The organism is Pseudomonas sp. ADAK7 (assembly GCF_012935675.1).
Classification (GTDB): Bacteria; Pseudomonadota; Gammaproteobacteria; order Pseudomonadales; family Pseudomonadaceae; genus Aquipseudomonas.
The window spans coordinates 1027209-1047521 of the sequence record NZ_CP052861.1; the positions used below are offsets into that span (position 1 = coordinate 1027209).

The window sequence follows — 20313 nt, forward strand, 5'->3', positions numbered from 1 at the left end:
GGCGTGATGCGCATGGAGCACCTGGCGCAGTTTTGCGTTGATACGAGGTTTGAGGACTTGTCGCTGACGCTGGTTGAGCAAGCCAAGCGGCACATCCTCGACACCTTCGGCGCGACCCTGGCCGGGGCTGGCAGTGATGTGGCGAAACAGGCGCGCCGGGTGTTCGAAGGCGAGACCGGCAGCACGCCGGTCTGGGGCACCGATTGGCAAGTCGGTGCGGCGCAAGCCGCGATGCTCAATGGTATCGCCGCCCATGCCCTGGAGCTGGACGACACCGGCGGCTGCGATCACTCCGGCGCGGTGGTGTTACCGGCGGTGATGGCGGCGATTTCGATGGCGGACAAACCGGTGAATGGCCGGGAGTTCATCACCGCCGTGGTCATCGGCTACGAAATCGGCCGTCGGGTGCTTGAAGCCTGTGGTAGCTATTCGGCGCATAACGGCGCCGGTTGGCACTCCACGGCAACTTGCGGCGTGTTTGGCGCGGCGGCGGCCAGTGCGCGGATTCTGGGGCTGGACGCCGCGCAAACCCTGTCGGCCCTGGGCATTGCCGGGAGCTTCAGTGGCGGGCTTTGGGCCTTTATTCATGATGGTTCTCAAAGCAAAAAGCTCCACAGTGGCCGTGCTGCTGAAGGCGGCTTGCTGGCTGCGCGGTTTGCCCAGCGTGGGATTACCGGGCCGACGAAACTGTTCGAGGATGTCTGGGGCGGTTTTCTCAAGACCCTCGCTGGCGAGGCCGCCGTGCCCGAGGCGCTGGATGCGGATCTGGGGCGAGTGTGGAAACTGGCCCGCTGTTCGATCAAGCCTTACGCCGCGTGTCGCGGGACGCATTCGGCGATTGATGCCCTTGGCCTGTTACTGACGCAGTTGCAGGTGAGCGCCGATCAGGTCGAGGACATTCAAGTGTCGCTGTGCGGATTCCTGCAGGACATGTGCGGTGGGCAGGAAGTCACCAGCCTGGCGGCGGCGCAAATGAGCCTGCGCTACGCCCTCGCCGCTCGGTTGGTCCTGGGGCATTGTCGGTTGGAAGCCTATGACGATGAGCGGCGCTGCGACCCGCGCCTGGCACAGTGGATGTCACGTATCCGGCTTGAACTGGACCCGCGGCTGTCCGAGGATGGCGAGCCCGTGGTGAGCGTGCGGACCGTGGACGGTCGGCAGGCGAGTCTTTGCGTTGAGGTGCCGCTGGGGGCGCCGGGCAATCCGCTGAGTGATGCGGCGCTGGAGGAGAAGTTTTTCAGTCTGGCCGGGCGGGTGATGCCGGTGCGGCAGGCTGAAGAGTTGCTTGGGCAGTTGTGGCGGTTGGAAGAATTGGAATCAATTGATACATCGATCGTTCCCACGCTCCGCGTGGGAATGCAGCCCGGGACGCTCCGCGTCCCATAAGCGGACGCAGAGCGTCCGATGAGGCATTCCCACGCAGAGCGTGGGAACGATCATCACTAAAACAAGGACTTGTGCACCACCGTGGCCACTTACTCGCTCGTTATCCGCCGGCTGATGATTTGCTCGCTGACCATCGTCGTCAGCCGCGCCATCACCAGCCCGTTGCTCACGCTGTTCCTGAGCAACAAACTCGGTCTCAATCAACAGGACGTTGGCCTGCTGCTGGGCATCGCGGTGTTTATCGCCACGCTGCTCGCGCTTTACGGCGGATACATCATTGATCGTCTGGAAAAGCGCCGGCTATTGATCCTGGCCATGCTCTCCAGCGCCATCGGCTTTGTGCTGCTGACCTTCGCCGAGAACCTCTACCTGACCACCGCCACCCTGGTGATCACCGAAACCGCCTCGGCGCTGTTCCTGATCGGCTCAAAAGCGATACTCAGCGAAAACCTGCCCATGGGCCAACGGGCCAAAGCGTTTTCCCTGCGCTACACCCTGACCAACATCGGCTACGCCACCGGGCCCATGCTCGGCGTGGTGATCGCCGGGGTGTACCCGATTGCACCGTTTCTGATTGCCGGTGGTATCGCCTTCTTCAGCATCTTCTTGATGAGCGGCATTCCGAAAGACCCCGCGCGGGTACCCGCCATCGGCCAGCCGCAGAGCTTTCTCAAGACCCTGACCACGCTCAAAAACGACCGCACGCTGATCATGTTCACCTGCGGTTGCCTGTTCAGCACCGTGGTCCACGGCCGTTTCACCTTGTACCTGTCGCAATACCTGCTGGTGACCCACGACTCCAAGCGCGCCCTGGAAACCATGGCCGCCCTGCTCGCCTGCAACGCCATCAGCGTGATCCTGCTGCAATACCAGATCGGCCGCTTCCTCAAGCGTGAACAGTTGCGCTACTGGATTGCCGGTGGCACCAGTCTGTTCATCGTCGGTTTGATTGGTTTCAGCCTGGCAGACGGCTTGGTGAGTTGGTGCGTGGCGATGTTCATTTTCACCCTCGGCGAAATGATCATTTACCCGGCTGAATTCCTGTTCGTCGACACCCTGGCCCCGGAAGAACTGCGCGGCAGTTACTACGGCGCGCAAAACCTGGCAGCGTTGGGCGGCGCGTTGAGTCCGGTGATTTGTGGTTTCCTGCTGATGCACACCCCGGCCCCGACGATGTTCTATGCCCTCTGCGCGCTGACGGCCATGGGCGGATCGCTGTGTTTCCTGGCGGGTCGGCGGGCGGCTTTACTGCAAAAATAATGCACTGAAACTGCATTAATATGAATTTGTCAGCACATCGAATGCGCGGCACACTGTGCCCCGTTCCTCCCCCAATAGTTGGAACAACCTTCAAGGGCTTTCTGGGTTTCCCAGCTAAGCCTTTTTTTTGCTTCGGTTTTTTGTCAACGGATCAACGTCATGCTCGCTCGCTGGTTACCCGCCACCATCCACACCCGCCCCTCGGAATGGAGCCGCGCGGCCATTGGCATGTCCTTGGGCACGTTGTTCAGCGTGTGGCTGTGCAGCCAAGTGTTCGGCATTGAAGTGGCGCAGCACCTGGTCGGTCCGCTGGGTGCTTCGGCGGTGCTGCTGTTCGCCGTGTCCTCCGGCGCCCTCGCCCAGCCGTGGTCGATCCTCGGCGGCTACTTGAGCGCCGGGGTGGTTGCGCTGCTGGTGGCGCACGTGCTCGGCCGAACGTTGGGCAGCGCTTGCCTGGCGGCGGGCATGGCGCTGATGCTGATGTGCTGGCTGCGTTGCCTGCACCCACCGGCCGGGGCCTTGGCGCTGTTGTTGGTGTTGGCCGACCCGGCGACCATCGCCCTGGACTGGAAAGCCCTCGGCCCGGTAATGCTCAGCGCCTCGGCGATGCTGCTTAGCGCGCTGGCGTATAACAACCTGACGCGGATTCGCTATCCCAAACGGCCCGCCGAAGCGGTGTCGGTGATGCCGTCGGCGGACAATCAGGCGATTACCGCCGAGGATCTGAAACTGGCGTTGGCGGAGATGGAGGCGTTTTTCGACGTCACCCCGGAAGACCTTGAGCAGTTGATTCACGCCAGTGAATTGCATGCCAAGCGGCGTAGTATCAGCGAAGTGCTCAGCAGCAGAACCTGAACAAACACTAGCCCCTGTGGCGAGGGAGCTTGCTCCCGCTGGGCTGCGAAGCGGCCCTCGTTTTTCCCATCAAAGAAAAGGGACTGCTGCGCAGTCCAACGGGAGCAAGCTCCCTCGCCACAGGGTTCGTGCGCCTTCAATAAACTATTCAGGCTGCGATCTTTTGATTTTGCACTAAGGTAAAAACGCAGACAGAACCTGCACGTATGCCGGTTGTACATCACAAATTTGCACTGTTACGATCCAGCATCGCTCGCGCGCGAGCTTCTCTATAAAGAACAATAAAAGCAGGGAGTTATCGATGACTGCTCAGGTTTCATCCCAGGAGGCCAAAGCCATGGATGCCACGCAAAATGAAGTGCTGGCCGAGGTTCGCAATCACATCGGTCACCTGACCCTCAATCGCCCCGCCGGTCTCAACGCCCTCACCCTGGACATGGTCCGCCGCCTGCAACGCCAGCTCGATGCCTGGGCCGCGGATTCGCAGGTCAACGCCGTGGTGTTGCGCGGAGCCGGCGAGAAAGCCTTCTGCGCCGGCGGCGATATTCGTTCGCTGTACGACAGCTACAAAAACGGCGAGACCCTGCACGAAGATTTCTTCGTCGAGGAATACGCCCTCGACCTCGCCATCCACCACTACTGCAAACCGGTCCTGGCCTTGATGGACGGCTTTGTCCTGGGCGGCGGCATGGGCCTGGTGCAAGGTGCCGACATGCGGGTTGTCACCGAACGCAGTCGACTGGCGATGCCGGAAGTGGCCATCGGTTATTTCCCGGACGTCGGCGGCAGCCACTTCCTGCCACGGGTGCCCGGCGAACTGGGGATTTACCTGGGCGTGAGCGGCGTGCAGATCCGCGCCGCCGATGCGCTGTATTGCGGCCTGGCCGACTGGTACCTGGAAAGCGACAAACTGGGCACGCTGGACGAGAAACTCGATCACCTTGAATGGCACGAAACGCCGCTCAAGGACCTGCAAGGTGTGCTGGCCAAACTCGCGGTGCAACAGTTGTCCGACGCGCCGCTGATTGCGCTGCGCCCGGCCATCGACCACTTCTTCGCCCTGCCGGACGTGGCGAGTATGGTGGAGCAACTGCGCGAAGTGACGGTCGCCGACAGCCACGAATGGGCGAAGACCACCGCCGACCTGCTGGAAAGCCGTTCGCCGCTGGCCATGGGCGTGACCCTGGAAATGCTCCGGCGCGGGCGCAAGCTGAGCCTGGAACAATGCTTTGCCCTGGAGCTGCACCTGGACCGCCAGTGGTTCGAGCGCGGCGACCTGATCGAAGGCGTGCGCGCCTTGTTGATCGACAAAGACAAGAAACCGCGCTGGAACCCGCCGACCTTGCAGGCGCTGCATGCCGAGCACGTCGAGAGTTTCTTCAGTGGTTTTGAGCAGAGCGGGAACTGAGTCATGCACGATATCGAATTGAGCGAAGAGCAAGTGATGATCCGCGACATGGCCCGGGATTTTGCCCGTGGCGAGATCGCGCCCCACGCGCAGGCCTGGGAAAAGGCTGGCTGGATCGACGACGGTCTGGTGGCGAAGATGGGGGAATTGGGCCTGCTGGGCATGGTGGTGCCGGAAGAATGGGGCGGCACTTATGTCGACTACGTTGCCTATGCCCTGGCGGTGGAAGAGATTTCTGCCGGCGACGGTGCTACCGGCGCGTTGATGAGCATCCACAACTCCGTGGGTTGCGGGCCGGTGCTTAATTACGGCACTGAAGAACAGAAAAAAACCTGGCTGCCGGACCTGGCCAGCGGTCAGGCCATCGGTTGCTTTTGCCTGACCGAACCGCAAGCCGGTTCCGAAGCGCACAACCTGCGCACCCGCGCCGAACTGCGGGATGGCCAGTGGGTGCTCAACGGCGCCAAGCAATTTGTCAGCAACGGCAAGCGGGCGAAACTGGCGATCGTGTTTGCCGTGACCGACCCGGACCTGGGCAAGCGCGGTATCTCGGCGTTCCTGGTGCCCACCGACACCGCCGGTTTTATCGTCGATCGCACCGAACACAAGATGGGCATTCGCGCCTCCGACACCTGCGCGGTAACCCTCAGCGATTGCACGATTCCCGAAGCCAATCTGCTGGGTGATCGCGGCAAAGGCCTGGCCATCGCCCTCTCCAACCTCGAAGGCGGCCGCATTGGCATCGCCGCGCAGGCGTTGGGCATTGCGCGAGCGGCGTTTGAAGCGGCGCTGACGTATTCCCGGGAGCGGGTGCAATTCGGCAAGACGATCAACGAGCACCAGAGCATTGCGAACATGCTCGCTGACATGCACACACGGCTGAACGCCGCACGCCTGCTGATCCTGCATGCCGCGCGGTTGCGCAGCGCCGGCAAGCCTTGTCTGTCGGAGGCTTCACAAGCCAAGTTGTTTGCGTCGGAAATGGCCGAGAAGGTCTGTTCGTCGGCGATGCAGATTCATGGCGGGTATGGCTATCTGGAGGATTACCCGGTGGAGCGTTACTACCGGGATGCGCGGATCACGCAGATTTATGAAGGGTCGAGCGAGATACAGCGGATGGTGATTGCGCGGGAGCTGAAGAATTACCAGATCTAAATGATCGTTCCCACGCTCTGCGTGGGAATGCCGCCCGGGACGCTCCGCGTCCCTTCGCAAGCGTGACGCAGAGCGTCACAGGATGCATTCCCACGCGGAGCGTGGGAACGATCGGTGGGGGTTACTTGCCCTGGAACTCTGCCTCACGCTTGGCAATAAACGCCGCCATCCCTTCCTTCTGATCCTGCGTCGCAAACGCCGCGTGGAACACCCGACGCTCAAAGCGCACGCCTTCCGACAGGCTGACTTCAAACGCACGGTTCACGCTTTCCTTGATCATCATCGCGATTGGCAACGACTTTTTGGCAATCAGCGCCGCGACTTTCAGCGCTTCGTCCAGCAATTCATCTGCCGGGACGATCCGCGCGACAATCCCGCAACGCTCCGCTTCCACCGCATCGATCAAGCGACCGCTGAGGCACATTTCCATGGCCTTGGCCTTGCCCACGGCGCGGGTCAGGCGTTGGGTGCCGCCCATGCCCGGCAATACGCCGAGGTTGATTTCCGGCTGACCAAATTTGGCGTTGTCGCCGGCGAGGATGAAGTCGCACATCAGCGCCAGTTCACAGCCACCGCCCAAGGCGAAACCGTTAACGGCAGCAATGATCGGCTTGCGGCGGTTGGCCACGCGATCGCTGTCGCTGAACAGGTCGTCGAGGTAGATCTGCGGGTAGGTCAGCGCGGCCATTTCCTTGATGTCGGCCCCGGCGGCGAAGGCTTTTTTCGAGCCGGTCAGCACGATGCAACCGATGTTGGAATCGGCTTCCAGGCCATCGAGGGCGTGGTTCAGCTCGCTGACGATCTGCGCGTTCAACGCGTTCAAGGCTTGCGGACGGTTGAGGGTGATCAGGCCAACACGACCCTGAATTTCCAGCAAAATCGTTTCGTAGTTCACAAGTACATTCCTTCTTAAAGATTGCGCGAAATAACCATGCGCTGAATATCGCTGGTGCCTTCGTAGATCTGGCACACCCGCACGTCGCGGTAGATCCGCTCCAGCGGGAAGTCGTTCAGGTAACCGTAACCGCCGAGGGTTTGCAACGCGGCGGAGCAGACTTTTTCGGCCATTTCCGAGGCAAACAGCTTGGCCATCGACGCTTCGACCAACGCCGGTTTGCCGCTGTCACGTAGAGCCGCAGCGTAATGCACCATCTGCCGGGCGACAGCAATCTGGGTGGCCATGTCTGCCAAACGGAAGGCCACGGCCTGGTGTTCGATGATCGGCTTGCCGAAGCTTTCGCGTTCACGGGCGTAGTCGCGGGCCGCTTCAAACGCCGCGCGGGCCATGCCCACCGATTGCGAGGCGATGCCGACCCGCCCGCCTTCCAGGTTGGCCAGGGCGATGCGGTAACCTTCGCCCTCCTCGCCCAGACGGTTGGCCACCGGGACTTTCACGTCTTCGAACAGAATCTGGCAAGTGTCGGAGGCGTGCTGACCGAGTTTGTCTTCAACCCGCGCCACTTTATAGCCCGGCGAATCGGTGGGCACGATCAACGCCGTAATCCCGCGTTTGCCAGCGCTCGGATCGGTCACGGCAAACACGATCACCACCCCGGCATTCTGCCCGGAGGTGATGAATTGTTTGCAGCCGTTGAGCACGTAATGATCGCCGTTCAACTTGGCGCGGGTTTTCAGGCCGCTGGCGTCGGAACCGGCCTGGGGTTCGGTGAGGGCAAAAGCGCCGAGCATCGCACCGCTGGCCAACGGCTTGAGGAAGCGTTCTTTCTGCTCGTCAGTGCCGTACTTGAGGATCGGCACGCAACCCACCGAGTTGTGCACGCTCATGATGGTCGAGCAGGCGCCGTCACCGGCGGCGATTTCTTCCAGGGCCATGGCGTAGGCCAGGTAACCGGTGTCGCAACCGCCCCACTCTTCGGGCACCAACATGCCGAAGAAACCCAGCTCGGCCATCTCGCCGATGGCTTCTTTGGGGAAGCGATGCTCGCGGTCCCATTCGGCGGCGAACGGTTTCAGCCGTTCCTGGGCAAATTGCCGGGCGGCTTCGCTGATCTGCAGTTGTTCGTCATTGGGAATCATGCTGAATCCTTAATTTGAGCCTTGGTGCGCCTTTCATTGTAGGAGCGGGGGCGCATCAATAGAGGCATTCCACGGCCATCGCGGTGGCTTCACCGCCGCCGATGCAAATCGCCGCAACACCGCGTTTCAGGCCTTTCTGGCGCAGGGCCGAGAGCAGGGTCACGAGGATCCGCGCGCCGGACGCACCGATCGGGTGGCCCAAGGCGCAAGCGCCACCGTGGATGTTGACCTTCTCGTGAGGGATTTCCAGTTTGGTCATGGTCACCAGACTGACCACGGCGAAGGCCTCGTTGATTTCGAACAGCTCGACTTCATCCAGCGACCAGCCGGTTTTCTTCATCAGCTTCTTGATCGCACCGACCGGCGCCACCGGGAACAGGCCCGGGGTATCAGCGAACGCGGCGTGGCCGTGAATCACCGCCAACGGCTTGAGCCCACGCTTCTGCGCCTCGGACTGACGCATCAGCACCAACGCCGCCGCGCCGTCAGAGATCGAGCTGGAGTTGGCCGCCGTCACCGTGCCGCCCTCGCGGAAAGCGGGTTTCAGCGAGGCGATCTTGTCCAGTTTGGCTTTCGGCGGCTGCTCGTCGTGGCTGATCAGCACCTGTTCTTTGCCGACGGTCACGGTCAGCGGCACGATTTCAGCCTTGAAGCTGCCGTCCTGGATCGCCTGTTGCGCGCGGGTGGTCGAGGCGATAGCAAACGCGTCCTGGGCTTCGCGGGTGAAGCCGTTGGTTTCGGCGCAATCCTCGGCAAAGGTGCCCATCAGGCGGCCCTTGTCGTAGGCGTCTTCGAGGCCGTCGAGGAACATCGAATCCAGCACCCGGCCATGGCCCATGCGGTAACCGCTGCGAGCGCGGTCCAGCAGGTACGGCGAGTTGGACATGCTTTCCATGCCACCGGCGATCACCACCTCGGCACTGCCGGCGACCAGCATGTCGTGGGCGAGGATGGTGGTTTCCATGCCGGAACCACACATCTTGTTCACGGTGGTGCAACGGGTCGATTTATCCAGCCCGGCGCCCAACGCCGCCTGACGTGCAGGCGCCTGGCCGAGGCCGGCGGGCAGCACGCAACCGAACAGCACTTCATCGACCGCGTCGGCAGCAACACCGGCCCGTTCAACGGCGGCTTTGATCGCAGCCGCACCGAGTTGCGGCGCGGTCAGGCTTTTCAGTTCGCCCTGGAAACCGCCCATCGGGGTGCGGACGGCGCTGACAATTACAATCGGATCGTTGGAAAGGGTCATGACAAATCCTCCTTACTTGGCGGCCATACGCAAGGCACCGTCGAGACGGATCACCTCGCCGTTGAGCATGCTGTTTTCAATGATATGCCTGACCAGCGCGGCATACTCGCCCGGTTTGCCCAGGCGCGGCGGGAACGGCACGCCAGCGGCCAGGGACGCGCGGACTTCCTCGGTCATGCCGGCCATCATCGGCGTTTCGAAAATGCCGGGAGCGATGGTCATCACACGAATACCGAAGCGCGCCAGTTCACGGGCGGCGGGCAAGGTCAGGCTGACAATCGCGCCTTTCGACGCGGCGTAGGCAGCCTGGCCGATCTGGCCGTCGTAGGCCGCGGCCGAGGCGGTGTTGATGATCACACCGCGCTCGCCGTCGGCGTCCGCTTCAGTTTCGGCGATGGCCGCCGCGGCCAGGCGCAGCATGTTGAAGCTGCCGATCAGGTTGACGTTGATCACCTGGCTGAAACTGGCCAACGCGTGCGGACCGTTTTTCCCGAGGATCTTCTCGCCACGCACGATTCCGGCGCAGTTCACCAAGCCGTGCAGGCCACCGAAGGCTTTCACCGTCGCCGCGACCGCCGCTTCAGCAGCGGCTTCGTTGCTGATATCAGCCACGACGCTTTGCGCGCCCAGGCGTTGAGCCTGCGCCGCAACGGCCTCGGCATTCATGTCCACCAGCATCACTTTGGCACCGGCCGCCACCAGCATTTCAGCGGTGGCGGCACCGAGGCCGGACGCACCGCCGGTGACGAGAAAAACCTTGTTTTCGATCTGCATCTTATTTTCCTTCGATTCAAGCAGAAGCTTTGTGAGCCGCGGCCTCTTGAGCCTTGGCGATTTCCTGGTTGCGCAAGATAAAGCGCTGCAATTTGCCGCTTGGGGTTTTCGGCAATTCGCTGACAAATTCGATTTCACGGGGGTACGAGTGCGCGGCGAGGCGTTTGCGCACGTGTTGGCGCAGTTCTTCGGCCAGCTCTGGCGTGGCGCGGTATTGCGCGCAGATCACGACGAAGGCTTTCACCAGTTCGGTGCGCTCCGGGTCGGGTTTGCCGACGACGGCGGCTTCGATCACGGCCGGGTGTTCGATCAACGCGCTTTCCACGTCGAACGGACCGACGCGGTAGCCGGAAGTGGTGATCACATCGTCGCTACGACCGACGAAGCTGATGCTGCCGTCCGGGTTCCACTCCACGGTGTCGCCGCTCAAGTAATAGTTGCCGACGAAGGCTTTGGTCGGCGCGCCTTCGTAGCCGTTGAACCAGCACATCGGCGATTGGGTGCGGTCGATGGCCAGAATCCCCGGTTGGCCGACGCCGAGTTCCTTGTACTCATCGTCGAGCACCACGATGCGGTGACCCGGCGAGGCAAAACCGGCGGCGCCCATGTGGATCGGGTGTTCCAGGCCATGGTGATTGCACAGGACCATGCCCAGTTCGGTCTGGCCGTAATGGTCATGGATGACCACGCCGAGGTTGTCGGCGAACCAGCGGATCACCTCCGGGTTCAGCGGCTCGCCGGCGCTGCTGACGATGCGCAGTCGGCCCTTGATCGACTTGGCAAATTCGTCGCCGCCGGCAATCAGCAAGCGGTAAGCGGTCGGCGAACCGGTGAGGTTGGTGATCCCGTACTTGTTGATTACCCGACAGGTGCTTTCGAGGGTGAACGGGCCATCGTAGAAGGTGATCGGATGCCCCATCGACATCGGCCCGGTCACGCCGAAATAGATGCCGTAGGCCCAACCCGGATCGGCGACGTTCCAGAACGCGTCTTCCGGGCGCAAATCCACGGCGTCGCGGGTGTAGCTCTGGAAGGCGACGATGGCCTTCAGCGGTACCGACAGCGCTTTCGACGGGCCGGTGGTGCCCGAGGTGAACATCAGCAGGAACGGGTCTTCACCGCTCAGCAGTACCGGTTCGCACTCGGGGGAATAATTGGCCAGTTCGGCCCAGAAACTGTAATCGCCACGAACGATGCCCTGCCCTTTGGCGCCGCCAACGGTGACGATGGTCGGGCAATCGGCGACTTCCGCGAGTTTCGGTCGATTGACCGCGTCGGTAACCACCACTTTGGCGCCGGAGCTGCTCAAGCGGTGTTCGATGGCTTTCGGGCCGAACGCGGTGAACAGCGGCTGATAGACCGCGCCGATGCGCCAGGTGGCGAACACGGTGATCAGCAATTCGATGTTGCGCGGTAGCAGGCCGGCGACTTTATCGCCCTTCTGCACGCCCTGGGCGAGGAGGAAATTGGCGAAACGCGCGGCTTTGTCCTGCAAATCGCTGAAGGTGTACGTCGCGCTGGAGCCATCTCGGCCTTCCCAGAACAGCGCGATACGTCCCGGCAATGCATGACGGTCGCAGCATTCGACGCAGGCGTTAAGCGCCGTCAAATCGCCGTCGAGCGCGGCGGTCACGGTGTGCAGGTAATCGAACTGTGAAGTGGCAGACAAGTAATCGCGCATTGCCAGAATCCCTCTGTATTTTTATTAGGTTGGGGGAACCGTAATTAACAGAGGAATACTCGCGCTGCGCGGGGTGTGGGGCAATGGTCAAAGCTATCAAGTTGCGTGACTGGTTTGGCCAAGGATTGAGAGTCGTGGCGCCTGGAAGGCCGCCTTCGCGGGCAAGCCTCGCTCCTAAAGGACCGGGGCGTACACACCCCCTGATCGTTCCCACGCGACCCGTGGGAACGATCGGCGTCTAGCTGGGTTCGTTAAGAATCAAACTCCGGTAATGCCCCGGATTGGTCCCCGACCACTTGCGAAACGCTTTATAGAACGAACTCGCATCAGCAAACCCCAATCGCGCGGCAATCTCGACAAAGCTGATGCTCGGTTCTGCCAGCCAGACAATCGCCAGTTCCTTGCGCACGCTGTCTTTCAAACCCTGCCAGGTCTGCCCTTCTTCGGCCAGACGACGGCGCAGGGTCGAAGCCGACATACACAGTTGCTGCGCCAACGCCTCGGTTTCCGGCCATTGCTCGGCGGGCAGTTGCCGCAAATCGTGCTTGATGCGACTGGCCAGACTTTCCGGGTCGCGGTATTTGACCAGGATGTTGGCCGGCGCGTGGGCCAGGAAGCGCTTGAGTTCTTCCGGGCTGCGCTTGATCGGCAGGTCGAGGCAATCGGCGGCGAAAATCATCCGCGTGCGTGGTCGGTCGAAACGCAGGTTTTCGGAAAACATCACCTGATAGTCATCGCAGAAATCCGGCGCCGGGCAGCGCAGTTCGATGGCCAGGATTGGAATCCGCCGCCCCGCCAGCCAGCAGGCGACGCCGTGGACGATCATCCAATAGGTGAAATAGGTGAAGGCCCGGCGCGGGTCCTGGTCGTCTTCGAGCAAGACGATTTCCGCCAGACTCTGCTGGCGCACCAGTTGCGCGGGCAGGTGTTCGAGCATCAATGACAGAAAGCTCAGGCCCGAAGTGAGGCCGGCGGCCAGATTGGGCTGGACCATGGCGCAGCGGCATAAAAATTCGAGGCTGCCGGATTTGAGCTGACGCGGGTCCATGCCAAAAAATTCATCGTCGCCGCGCCGGGCCAGCAGGCGCCACAAACGGGCATACGCAGTGGCTGGAACCCGGGCGTCGGGGCTCAACAACAACTGCGGGTCGATGCCGACCTTGTGCAACACCTCTTCGGTCGCCGCGCCGGGGGCACAACTTTGCAATAGCGCTTCACGCACCAGTTGAATGGAGATGGTGTCTTTTTCCGACATCGCGCGGGGTGAGCCTTGTGCCTGTTTGAGTGCTGGGCATATTAGCTGAATCCACTCTCGTTCCCATGCTCTGCGTGGGAATGATCGGGTGGCGTAATCTTTTGGGGGCGTTCAGCTTAGGTTCAGCAAAAGTCAATCAATTGCATGTGAGAATGAGTGTCATTATGTTACAACTTAGCTGCCTAACTAACTCAACGGTGCTGAATGCTTGTCCCCTTTCTGATCATGCTGCGCGAAGGCATTGAAGCGGCGTTGATCGTCGGCATTATTGCCAGTTACCTCAAGCAAACCGGTCGCGGTCAATGGATGCCCGCCGTGTGGATTGGTGTGTTCCTCGCTGCTGCTTTGGCCCTGTTGGTCGGCGGTGGCCTGGAATTGATGAGCGCAGAATTCCCGCAGAAGCAACAGGAACTGTTCGAAGGCATCGTCGGTTTGGTGGCGGTCGGCATCCTCAGTTCAATGGTGTTCTGGATGCGCAAGGTGGCGCGTTCGATCAAGCATTCCCTGCATGTTTCCCTCGATCACGCCCTGGCCGGCTCCAAGCATCAGGTCACCGCGCTGATCGCCATGGTGTTTTTCGCCGTGGCCCGGGAAGGCCTGGAAACCGTATTTTTCCTGCTCGCGGTGTTCCAGCAAAGCGAAGGCCCGGCGGCACCGATTGGCGCCCTGCTCGGCCTGATCCTGGCGATCATCGTCGGCTTCCTCATCTATACCGGCAGCATGCGCCTGAACCTCGGCGCGTTCTTCCGCTGGACCGGCCTGTTCATCCTGGTGGTGGCCGCCGGCATTCTCTCCAACTCGGTGCAAGCGCTGCATGAAGCCGGGGTGTGGAATCACCTGCAAACCGTACTCTTCGACTTCAGCGCCACGCTGCCGATGGACGGCCCGCTGGGCTCGGTGCTGGCTGGCATGTTCGGTTACCAGGACGCGCCGACCGTCAGCACCCTCGGCGTGTATCTGATTTACCTGGTGGTGGCGCTGGTGATGTTTTTCCTCCCCGCCCCGGCGGCCGCCAAGCAATCTTCTTCCGTTTCCAGCCAGTAAGGGCTTTCATGTCAACGCCAACTCCTCCCGTGGCTTCCCCTCCCCGCGCGCTGCGCTGGGCGGTGGCCGGTTCGGTGATCGTGATGATCGCGGCCGGTGGCCTGTTCTACTACGCCTCGAAAATGGCCGCAGCCAAGCGCCAGACCAACCATGACGAAGTGCTGGTGAGCATTCACCCCAAGAGTTGCGAGCCAAATGCGCTGACGGTCCCGGCCGGGCATTCGAGTTTCCGCATCGTCAACCGCTCGGACCGGGCGGTGGAATGGGAAATCCTCGACGGCGTGCTGGTGGTCGAAGAACGGGAAAACATCGCGCCGGGCCTGAGCCAGGTGATCAACGCCAACCTGGCGCCCGGCGACTACGCCATCACTTGCGGCTTGCTGAGCAACCCGCGCGGCACCTTGCACGTGACCCCGACCGCCGCGTCCGATGCCGCCGCCAAGGCCCGGCCATCGATGGTTGCGTTCATCGGTCCGTTGTCGGAATTCCGGGTGTACCTGAGCAGCCAGAGCGGCGCGCTGATCAAAGCGGTGACGGCGCTTAAGCAAGCAATCGAAGCGGGCGATCTGGCCCAGGCCCAGGCCCTTTACGTGCCGGCTCGCGCGGCCTATCAACGGATCGCCCCGGCTGCCCAGCGTCTGGCCGAGCTGGACAACGCCGTCAACGCCCGCGCCGATTACTTCGAAAAACGCGAGCAGGACCCTGGCTTCACCGGTTTCCACCGCCTCGAATACGCGCTGTTCCAGCAACGCAAACTCGACGCCCTGGCACCGGTGGCCATGCAGTTGATCATCGACATCACCACGCTCAAGCAGCAGTTGCTCGCCCAGTCCCTGCCGCCGGAGCAGTTGGTGAGCATCGTGGTGCGCAACCTCAACAGCATCGCCGAGGTACGCGCCAGCAGCGGTGAAGAAGAACGCTACAGCCACACCGACCTCAACGGCTTCGCCGCCAACCTCGACGCCGCACGCAAAGTCGTCGACCTGTTGCGGCCCTTGCTGAGCAAGTCTGCCGCCGAGCTATTGCCGAAGATCGACAGCGCCATCGCCGCATTCGACGCCGAACTCAACGGTTTCAAGGTCAAGGACGGCTACGCCAGCTACGACACGGTCAGTACCGAGCAGCGCAAACAGATCGCCGACAAGGCCAAGGCCCTGGCCGCCGTACTCGACGAAATCGATCCAGCCCTTGGCCTTTCCGGCCTGTAAGTAGAAGACGACTTTTAGATGAAAGACTTAGAACAGTTTTCCGCCCAGCGTCGCCGTGTCTTGATGGGCATGGGCGCCGCCGGTGTCGCGTTGGCCGGCAGCGCCCTGAGCTGCCCGGCGATGGCCGCGTCCAGCCAGGTCACCGAAGCACCGAGCAGTGAAAAGACCGAAGATCGCCACGCCTTTTATGGCCAGCACCAAAGCGGCATCGTTACCCCGCGCCCGGCGTCGGGCATGCTGGTGTCGTTCGATGTGCTGGCCAGCGACAGGGAAGACCTGGAGCGGCTGTTCCGCACCCTCAACCAGCGTATCGCGTTCCTGATGAAGGGCGGCGCGGTGACCCAGGTTGATCCGAAGTTGCCGCCGGTGGATTCGGGGATTCTGGGGCCGGTGGTGACGCCGGACAACCTGACCATCACCGTATCGGTCGGCGAGTCGCTGTTCGACGAGCGCTTCGGCCTGGCCAGTGCCAAACCCAAGCGCCTGATCCGCATGGTCGGCTTTCCCAACGATGCCCTGGAAGCCGATTGCTGCCACGGCGACTTGAGCTTGCAGTTCTGCGCCAACACCACCGACACCAATATCCACGCCCTGCGCGATATCGTGAAAAACCTGCCGGACTTGCTGCTGGTGCGCTGGAAACAGGAAGGCAGCGTACCGCCCCAAGCCCCGGCCAAACCCGGTGTACCGCCGCAGAGTGCGCGTAACTTCCTGGGTTTTCGCGATGGCTCGGCCAACCCCGACTCCAACGATGCCAAGACCATGGACAGCATCGTCTGGGTCCAGCCCGGCAGCGACGAACCGGCCTGGGCCGCCCATGGCAGCTACCAGGCGGTGCGGATCATCCGCAATTTCGTCGAGCGCTGGGACCGCACGCCTCTGCAGGAACAGGAAAGCATCCTCGGCCGGGTCAAGAGCACCGGCGCGCCCATGGGCGGCGAGCATGAAGGCCAGGTCCCGGACTACGCCAAGGACCCAGAAGGCAAATTGACCAAGCTCGACGCGCACATCCGCCTGGCCAATCCGCGCACCGCCGCGACCCAGGCCAACCTGATCCTGCGCCGCCCGTTCAACTATTCCAACGGCGTGAACAAGAACGGCCAGCTCGAAATGGGCCTGCTGTTCATCTGCTACCAGGCGGACCTGGAAAAAGGCTTCATCACGGTCCAGACCCGACTCAACGGCGAACCGCTGGAGGAATACCTCAAGCCGGTGGGCGGCGGGTACTTCTTCACCTTGCCGGGTGTCACCGGCGACAAGGACTTCATCGGTCGCTCGCTGCTCAACGCTACACAGCCCACAAAAACTGCATAACCCCCAACTCGGAACCGTCCCATGAAAAAGTCGCCACTCGCTTTAATGCTGACCCTTGGCTTGCTCACCACCCCGTTTTCGGCTTTCGCGGCGACGGCGCCGCTGGATCTGGTGGGACCGGTCTCGGACTACAAGATCTACGTCACCGAACAACTGGACCAACTGGGCGAGCATACCCAACAGTTCACCGACGCCGTGAAGAAAGGTGACCTGGCTACCGCGCAAAAGCTCTATGCACCGACCCGCGTGTTCTACGAGTCGATCGAGCCGATTGCCGAACTGTTCAGTGACCTCGATGCATCCATCGACTCCCGTGTCGACGACCACGAAAAAGGCGTGAAAGCCGAAGACTTCACCGGTTTCCACCGCATCGAATACACGCTGTTTTCGGAAAAAAGTACCAAGGGCCTCGACGCACTGGCTGACGGCCTGAACAAAGACGTGAAGGATCTGCAAACTCGCGTCGCCGGCCTGACCTTCCCGCCTGAAAAAGTGGTCGGCGGTGCCGCTGCCCTGCTCGAAGAAGTCGCCGCGACCAAGATCTCCGGTGAGGAAGACCGCTACAGCCATACCGACCTCTATGACTTCCAGGGCAACATCGACGGCGCGAAGAAAATCGTCGACCTGTTCCACCCGCAGATCGAGAAGCAAGACGCGGCGTTCATTGCCAAGGTCGACAAGAACTTCGCGACCGTGGACAAGATCCTGGCCAAGTACAAAACCAAGGATGGCGGTTTCGAGACTTACGACAAGGTGAAGGACGCTGACCGTAAGGCGCTGGTTGGGCCGGTGAATACGTTGGCTGAAGATTTGTCGACGTTGCGTGGGAAGTTGGGGCTGAATTAAATATCGGCGTTGTTTGCGAAAAGATCGCAGCCTTCGGCAGCTCCTACAGGGTGTACCTCATCCCGATGTAGGCGCTGCCGTAGGCTGCGTTCTTTTGCTTTTAAGCCTTACAACATCCGATAGAGCAACCGCTCAATCCGCACTCGACTCACCCGCTTGAGAAACTTGGCCACTGCCGCCGGGTATTCCGGCAGGGTTTCCAGGTCCAGGTAACGCTCGACGCGCCGGGTGTTCTCGAAAATTTCCGCCAGTTCTTTATTGCGCGGTGCCTGCAATTCGCTTTTCGGGTCGTCGATCAGCAGCGCGTTTTCCAGATCGAGCCGGAACGCCCGCGGATTAAGGTTGTTGCCGGTCAGCAAGGTGTAGCGCAGATCGACCCACATGCCCTTGAGGTGATAGGTGTTATCGCCATCACGCCACAGGTGCAGGTTCAACTGGCCGCTGTCGATGTTGCGCTGATGGCGCTTGGCGAAGCGGCGCAGGCTGATTTCGTAGAGGTATGGCAGCGCCGCGATGACTTTGAACGGCTCGCTGGGCGGGATGTAGAAGTCGTTGGCGGTCTTGTCGCCGACGATGATGTCGATCTTCACCCCACGGGCCAGGGCGCGGTTGATTTCCCGGGTCACTTGCAGCGGCAGGTTGAAGTACGGCGTGCAGATGGTCAGTTGATGCTGGGCGCTGGCGATCAACTCGCAGATCACCCGGCTCAGCGGGTTGTTCTTGCCCACGCCGAGCAACGGACTGACCGACAGGCCACCTTTGGCGGTGCTGCCCAATGTGGTGTCGTACGTCGCGTGCTTGAGGCGGCTGCGCAGGTCGCCGATGTCGTTGCGCAGGCTGCGGGTGGTCGGCAGGTTCGGCAGGTCGAGGCGATGCACCGCTTTGGAGGCGATCAAGCCGTGCTGGATCAGGTGCTGCATGGAATCGGCCAGCGCGCTGTTCTGCAGCAGGTGATAGCGGTCGTAGCGATACTTGTCGAATTTGTGCAGGTAAACGTTGTTCAGGCTCGCGCCGCTGTAGATCACGCAATCGTCGATCACGAAACCCTTCAAGTGCAACACGCCGAACAATTCGCGGGTTTGCACCGGCACGCCATACACCGGCACAACACTTTCGTGGGTGCGGGTCATCTCCTGATACCACGCCGAGTTGCCCGGCTGCTTGCCGGCGCCGATCAAGCCACGCTGGGCGCGCAACCAATCGACGACCACTACCACGTCCAGTTCCGGACGGGCCAGTTTGGCCGCGTGCAAGGCATCGAGGATTTCCTGGCCGGCTTCGTCCTGTTGCAAGTACAGCGCGACGATATAGATGCGCTGGGTCGCCTGGGCGATCTTCTCCAGCAGGCAACGACGATATTCGGCGGCGCCGGAAAGAATGGTGACGGCATCGGCGGTCAGCGGAAAACTGCGCAGTTTGGGCAGCAGAGAGCGTTTGAAAAGCGACGGCATAGGGCTCGCAAAAAGGTCGAATCCGAAGAACCCGAGAGCTTACACCATGGATCCGTTTGGGTCTTCCTGCCACACCGATCGTTCCCATGCTCCGTGTGGGAATGCCGCCTGGGACGCTCTGCGTTCCGTTCGTGATGTGACGCGGAGCGTCACGGGATGCATTCCCCACGCGGAGCGTGGGAACGAGCATGTAGAAATATCCGCTTGACCAAGGAGAACGATCGTTCTACTGTTCGCCACATGAACGAAATCACCAGCAACGACACACGCGACATCATCCTGGACGTCACCGAAAAGTTGATCTACAAAAGTGGCATTGCCGCCACGGGCATGGATCTTCTGGTGAAAACCGCCGGCGTCTCCCGGAAAAGTATCTACCGCTACTTCGCCAACAAGGAGGAGCTGACCGTCGCCGCTCTTCAACGCCGCGACGAACGCTGGATGCTCTGGTTCAGGACCGAAGTCGACAAGGCCGCGACCCCGGCCGAGCGGCTGCTCAACCTGTTTACCGTGCTCACCGGCTGGTTCAACTCCGAAGGCTTTCGCGGCTGCGCCTTCATCAACACCAGCGGCGAAACCGGCGACCCGCAAGACCCGGTGCGCCTGGTCGCCAAGGACCACAAACAGAAACTGCTCGACTACGTGTGCGAGCTTTGCACCGAACATGGCGCCACCGACCCGCAGGCACTGGCCAAACAGCTGCTGATCCTGATCGATGGAGCCATTACCGTAGCGCTTGTGATGGGTGATCACAGTGCCGCCGATAATGCGCAATGCATGGCGCGAAAGTTATTGGACCTGTAACTGCTTAATCAAGCCGTGTTTTAACTTTAGTTTTATAAGGAGACATTTAAATGTCATCTAATGCCGAAGTTCGTCCGCCATTACCGCCGTTTACCCGTGAATCGGCCATCGAAAAAGTTCGCCTGGCCGAAGACGGCTGGAACTCCCGCGACCCGCAGCGCGTGTCCCTCGCCTACACCTTGGACACTAAATGGCGCAACCGCGCCGAATTCGCCTACAACCGCGAAGAAGCCAAGGGCTTCCTGACCCGCAAATGGGCCAAGGAACTGGATTATCGGCTGATCAAGGAACTCTGGGCCTTCACCGGCAACCGTATCGCCGTGCGCTACGCCTATGAATGGCACGACGACTCGGGCAATTGGTTCCGCTCCTACGGCAACGAAAACTGGGAGTTCGATGAGAATGGTTTGATGGCCAACCGCTTTGCTTGCATCAACGATATGCCGATCAAGGAAAGCGAGCGCAAATTCCATTGGCCGCTGGGGCGTCGTCCTGACGATCATCCGGGCCTGTCCGATCTCGGCCTGTAAACCGAGACCGATCGTTCCCACGCTCTGCGTGGGAATGCCGCCACGGACGCTCCGCG

The 20313-nt window shown here is 61.4% G+C and carries 18 protein-coding genes; 11 read left to right on the forward strand and 7 right to left on the reverse strand.

Going from position 1 to position 20313, the window contains the following annotated elements; all coding sequences use genetic code 11:
- Window positions 1–6: 6 nt before the first annotated feature.
- From HKK53_RS04595 to HKK53_RS04615, 5 genes are all read left to right on the forward strand, one after another.
- The gene (locus HKK53_RS04595; RefSeq protein ID WP_169374182.1) at window positions 7–1386 is read left to right on the forward strand and encodes an MmgE/PrpD family protein; all 1380 of its coding nucleotides are present in this window, start codon (window positions 7–9) and stop codon (window positions 1384–1386) included.
- A gap of 81 nt (window positions 1387–1467) precedes the next feature.
- On the forward strand, window positions 1468–2646 hold the full coding sequence (locus HKK53_RS04600) for an MFS transporter (RefSeq protein WP_169369741.1): 1179 nt from the start codon (window positions 1468–1470) through the stop codon (window positions 2644–2646).
- Between the two features lie 159 nt (window positions 2647–2805).
- Window positions 2806–3501, forward strand: coding sequence for an HPP family protein (locus tag HKK53_RS04605; RefSeq protein WP_169369742.1), 696 nt, complete (start codon window positions 2806–2808; stop codon window positions 3499–3501).
- Between the two features lie 301 nt (window positions 3502–3802).
- Window positions 3803–4909: an enoyl-CoA hydratase/isomerase family protein gene (locus HKK53_RS04610; protein WP_169369743.1), complete on the forward strand. Its 1107-nt coding sequence runs from the start codon at window positions 3803–3805 to the stop codon at window positions 4907–4909.
- A gap of 3 nt (window positions 4910–4912) precedes the next feature.
- On the forward strand, window positions 4913–6064 hold the full coding sequence (locus tag HKK53_RS04615; RefSeq protein WP_169369744.1) for an acyl-CoA dehydrogenase family protein: 1152 nt from the start codon (window positions 4913–4915) through the stop codon (window positions 6062–6064).
- A gap of 121 nt (window positions 6065–6185) precedes the next feature.
- Here the strand turns inward: HKK53_RS04615 and HKK53_RS04620 are convergent, their stop codons facing one another.
- The 6 genes from HKK53_RS04620 to HKK53_RS04645 form a co-directional block, all read right to left on the reverse strand.
- The gene (locus HKK53_RS04620) at window positions 6186–6959 is read right to left on the reverse strand and encodes an enoyl-CoA hydratase (RefSeq protein ID WP_169369745.1); all 774 of its coding nucleotides are present in this window, start codon (window positions 6957–6959) and stop codon (window positions 6186–6188) included.
- Window positions 6960–6973: 14 nt separating this feature from the next.
- Window positions 6974–8101 carry an acyl-CoA dehydrogenase gene (locus tag HKK53_RS04625; protein WP_123508269.1) on the reverse strand — a complete coding sequence of 376 codons (1128 nt, stop codon included), beginning with the start codon at window positions 8099–8101 and terminating at the stop codon, window positions 6974–6976.
- A gap of 55 nt (window positions 8102–8156) precedes the next feature.
- Window positions 8157–9350, reverse strand: coding sequence for an acetyl-CoA C-acyltransferase (locus HKK53_RS04630; RefSeq protein WP_169369746.1), 1194 nt, complete (start codon window positions 9348–9350; stop codon window positions 8157–8159).
- A gap of 12 nt (window positions 9351–9362) precedes the next feature.
- Window positions 9363–10124 (reverse strand): SDR family NAD(P)-dependent oxidoreductase, encoded by a 762-nt coding sequence (locus HKK53_RS04635; RefSeq protein WP_169369747.1) that lies wholly within the window; start codon window positions 10122–10124, stop codon window positions 9363–9365.
- A gap of 16 nt (window positions 10125–10140) precedes the next feature.
- Window positions 10141–11805, reverse strand: coding sequence for an AMP-binding protein (locus HKK53_RS04640; protein WP_169369748.1), 1665 nt, complete (start codon window positions 11803–11805; stop codon window positions 10141–10143).
- Between the two features lie 238 nt (window positions 11806–12043).
- Window positions 12044–13060 carry an AraC family transcriptional regulator gene (locus tag HKK53_RS04645; RefSeq protein WP_169369749.1) on the reverse strand — a complete coding sequence of 339 codons (1017 nt, stop codon included), beginning with the start codon at window positions 13058–13060 and terminating at the stop codon, window positions 12044–12046.
- 204 nt (window positions 13061–13264) lie between these two features.
- Between HKK53_RS04645 and efeU the strand changes: the two genes are divergently transcribed.
- From efeU to efeO (HKK53_RS04665), 4 genes are read left to right on the forward strand one after another with little or no spacing between them, the layout of a single operon-like run.
- A complete protein-coding gene (efeU, locus tag HKK53_RS04650) occupies window positions 13265–14104 on the forward strand; it encodes an iron uptake transporter permease EfeU (protein WP_169369750.1) in 840 nt (279 codons plus the stop codon).
- Between the two features lie 8 nt (window positions 14105–14112).
- Entirely contained in the window at window positions 14113–15312 is a 1200-nt protein-coding gene (efeO, locus tag HKK53_RS04655; RefSeq protein WP_169369751.1) for an iron uptake system protein EfeO, read from the forward strand.
- A gap of 18 nt (window positions 15313–15330) precedes the next feature.
- On the forward strand, window positions 15331–16626 hold the full coding sequence (efeB, locus tag HKK53_RS04660; RefSeq protein ID WP_169369752.1) for an iron uptake transporter deferrochelatase/peroxidase subunit: 1296 nt from the start codon (window positions 15331–15333) through the stop codon (window positions 16624–16626).
- A 21-nt stretch (window positions 16627–16647) separates the two neighbouring features.
- Entirely contained in the window at window positions 16648–17472 is an 825-nt protein-coding gene (efeO, locus tag HKK53_RS04665) for an iron uptake system protein EfeO (protein ID WP_169369753.1), read from the forward strand.
- A 107-nt stretch (window positions 17473–17579) separates the two neighbouring features.
- Here the strand turns inward: efeO (HKK53_RS04665) and pssA are convergent, their stop codons facing one another.
- Window positions 17580–18923, reverse strand: a complete 1344-nt coding sequence (pssA, locus tag HKK53_RS04670) for a CDP-diacylglycerol--serine O-phosphatidyltransferase (protein WP_169369754.1) — start codon at window positions 18921–18923, stop codon at window positions 17580–17582.
- A 240-nt stretch (window positions 18924–19163) separates the two neighbouring features.
- Here pssA and HKK53_RS04675 point away from each other — a divergent pair, with 240 nt between their 5' ends.
- Together HKK53_RS04675 and HKK53_RS04680 are read left to right on the forward strand one after the other, a co-directional pair.
- A complete protein-coding gene (locus HKK53_RS04675; protein ID WP_169369755.1) occupies window positions 19164–19727 on the forward strand; it encodes a TetR/AcrR family transcriptional regulator in 564 nt (187 codons plus the stop codon).
- 50 nt (window positions 19728–19777) lie between these two features.
- The gene (locus tag HKK53_RS04680; protein WP_169369756.1) at window positions 19778–20257 is read left to right on the forward strand and encodes a nuclear transport factor 2 family protein; all 480 of its coding nucleotides are present in this window, start codon (window positions 19778–19780) and stop codon (window positions 20255–20257) included.
- The last annotated feature ends 56 nt before the right edge of the window (window positions 20258–20313 follow it).